The 2,814-nt window shown below is 73.0% G+C and carries 3 protein-coding genes; 2 read left to right on the plus strand and 1 reads right to left on the minus strand.

Features of this window, described 5'->3' with window-relative positions:
- Nucleotides 1-2: 2 nt before the first annotated feature.
- Nucleotides 3-452 (plus strand): peroxiredoxin, encoded by a 450-nt coding sequence (locus ACJA3G_RS34460; protein ID WP_406556967.1) that lies wholly within the window; start codon nt 3-5, stop codon nt 450-452.
- Between the two features lie 126 nt (nt 453-578).
- On the opposite strand, the gene ACJA3G_RS34465 is transcribed toward ACJA3G_RS34460, so the two are convergent.
- A complete protein-coding gene (locus tag ACJA3G_RS34465; protein WP_406556969.1) occupies nt 579-1,517 on the minus strand; it encodes a beta-ketoacyl-ACP synthase III in 939 nt (312 codons plus the stop codon).
- 380 nt (nt 1,518-1,897) lie between these two features.
- Between ACJA3G_RS34465 and fdhD the strand changes: the two genes are divergently transcribed.
- Nucleotides 1,898-2,749: a formate dehydrogenase accessory sulfurtransferase FdhD gene (fdhD, locus tag ACJA3G_RS34470; protein ID WP_406556968.1), complete on the plus strand. Its 852-nt coding sequence runs from the start codon at nt 1,898-1,900 to the stop codon at nt 2,747-2,749.
- Nucleotides 2,750-2,814: the final 65 nt, after the last annotated feature.

Genomic DNA, 2,814 nt, shown 5'->3' on the forward strand with positions numbered 1-2,814 from the left:
GAATTGGCGACACCGTCGACGACTTCAAGCTCCCCGACGAGACCGGCACCCCCCGCACCCTCTCCGGGCTCGTGGCCGAGGGCCCCGTGGTGCTCTTCTTCTATCCCGCCGCCTTCACCCCCGGCTGCACCGCCGAGGCCTGCCACTTCCGTGACATCGCCGGGGAGTTGCGGGCGCTCGGGGCCCAGCCCGTGGGGATCAGCGCCGACGGGGTGGAGCGGCAGGCGGAGTTCGCGCGGAAGCACTCCTTCGGCTATCCGCTCCTCTCGGACGCCGACGGTGCCGTACGGGAGGCGTTCGGCGTCCGGCGCGGGTTCAGCATCGCCCCGACCAAGCGCGTCACCTTCGTCATCGACACGGATCTGCGCGTGCTGGAGATCGTCAGGAGCGAGCTCCGGATGAGCGTCCACGCCGACCGCGCCCTCGCCGCCCTGCGCGGGCGCGTCACCTAGGCGGGAGGCCGCCGCCTGGGCGGGAGGCCGTCGTCCGGGCGCCCGGACCCTGGGCGGGAGGCCGCCATCCGGGCGGGAGCCTGGAACCTGGGCGGGAGGCCCCCATCGGGGCGAGAGCCCGGCGCGTCACGGGCAGCGGATGACCTGACCCGCGTACGACAGGTTCCCGCCGAAGCCGAAGAGCAGGACCGGGTCGCCGGTGCCGATCTCGCCGCGTTCCACCAGTTTCGACAGCGCCATCGGGATGCTCGCGGCCGAGGTGTTGCCGGAGTCGACGACATCGCGGGCGATCACCGCGTTCACCGCGCCGATCTTCCGGGCCACCGGCTCGATGATGCGCAGATTGGCCTGGTGCAGGACGACCGCGGCCAGGTCCTCGGGGGTGACCCCGGCGCGCTCGCACACCCGGCGGGCGATCGGCGGCAGCTGGGTGGTGGCCCAGCGGTAGACGGCCTGGCCCTCCTGGGCGAAGACGGGCGGGGTGCCCTCGATCCGTACGGCGTGGCCCATCTCGGGGACCGAGCCCCACAGCACCGGGCCGATCAGCTCCTCCTGCGACGCCTCCACCACGGCCGCGCCCGCGCCGTCGCCGACCAGGACGCACGTGGTGCGGTCGGTCCAGTCGGTGATGGCGGTCATCTTGTCCGCGCCGATGACCAGGGCCCGGGTGGACGAGCCGGCCCGGACGGCGTGGTCGGCGGTGGCCAGGGCGTGGGTGAAGCCCGCGCAGACGACGTTGAGGTCGAGGACTGCGGGCGAGCCCATGCCGAGGCGGGCGGCGACCCGGGCCGCGGTGTTCGGGGAGCGGTCCACCGCCGTGGAGGTGGCGACCAGGACCAGGTCGATGTCGGCCGGGGTCAGCCCGGCGGCGGCCAGTGCCTTGGCACCGGCGTGCGCGGCCAGTTCGTCGACCGGCTCGTCCGGCCCGGCGACATGGCGGGTGTGGATGCCGACCCGGCTCCTGATCCACTCGTCGCTGGTCTCGACCATGGCGGCGAGCTCGTCGTTGGTGAGCACCTTGGCGGGCTGGTAGTGCCCGAGCGCGACGACGCGTGAGCCTCGCATGCCGGTCATGCCACGGTTTCCCCTCGTAGGACATCAGGAGCCAACCAGTCTTCGTGGCTACCGACCGGTACAGAGGCAAGAGATCCCACAGGCTTCCCGGCGCGCCTTTGGAGCCTTGTGTCAGCTCCGGGACGGCCCGCCCCGTCCGTGCAGGACAATGAGGTGGTCGGGGCCACCTCGCCGCAGCACAACCCGGTGGCCCACGACAGCCTCCGCGTCACCGGCCCTTCGGATTCCCCCGCGTACCCGGTGCCGGTCGGTCACGGAGGCGGCAAACAAAAACCGGCACAAAAACCGGCACGAAGACGGGCACGACAGCCGGCACACGAACCGGCACACGGACCGGCATGAAAACCGGTCGGAAACGAAGGAATTGCGTCATGGGACGGGTCACCGAGCGCCGCCGCGTCATCCGCATCCGGGACGGGGCCGTCTCCGCCCGGCCGGACACGCTGGTGGCCGAGGAGCCACTGGAGATCCGGCTGAACGGCCGGCCGCTCGCCATCACCATGCGCACCCCCGGCGACGACTTCGCGCTCGCGGCCGGGTTCCTGGTCAGCGAGGGCGTGCTCGCGGCGGCCGACGACGTGCAGTCGATCGTCTACTGCGCCGGAGCGACCGCCGAGGGCGTCAACACGTACAACGTGGTCGACGTGCGACTCTCCCCCGGCGTCGAGGTCCCCGACATCACGCTGGAGCGCAACGTGTACACCACGTCCTCGTGCGGGCTGTGCGGCAAGGCCAGCCTGGACGCCGTACGGACGCAGGCGCGCTTCCCGATCGCCGACACTCCCCCGGTCCGGGTGACGCCCGAGCTGCTCGCGAGCCTCCCCGACCGGCTGCGGGCGGCCCAGCGGGTCTTCGACCGGACCGGCGGTCTGCACGCCGCCGCGCTCTTCTCGCCGGACGGCGAACTGCTCGACGTACGGGAGGACGTGGGGCGGCACAACGCGGTGGACAAGCTGGTGGGGCGGGCGCTCCAGGAGGGGCGGCTGCCCCTGTCCCGGTCGGTGCTGCTGGTGTCGGGGCGGGCCTCGTTCGAGCTGGCCCAGAAGGCCGTCATGGCCGGGATACCGCTGCTCGCCGCGGTCTCGGCGCCCTCGTCGCTCGCCGTGGACCTGGCCGCCGAGACGGGCCTGACCCTGGTGGGCTTCCTGCGGGGCGCCTCCATGAACGTGTACGCGGGCGAGCACCGCATCGCCCTGGAGGTTCCGGCTCCCGTACAGGACTGACTGGGCCGTCGGCCGCGGCGACGGCACCAGCGGGGCCGGCCGGCGCGGCCGACGGCCCAGTCAGT

The organism is Streptomyces sp. YS-3 (assembly GCF_045257485.1).
Classification (GTDB): domain Bacteria; phylum Actinomycetota; class Actinomycetes; order Streptomycetales; family Streptomycetaceae; genus Streptomyces.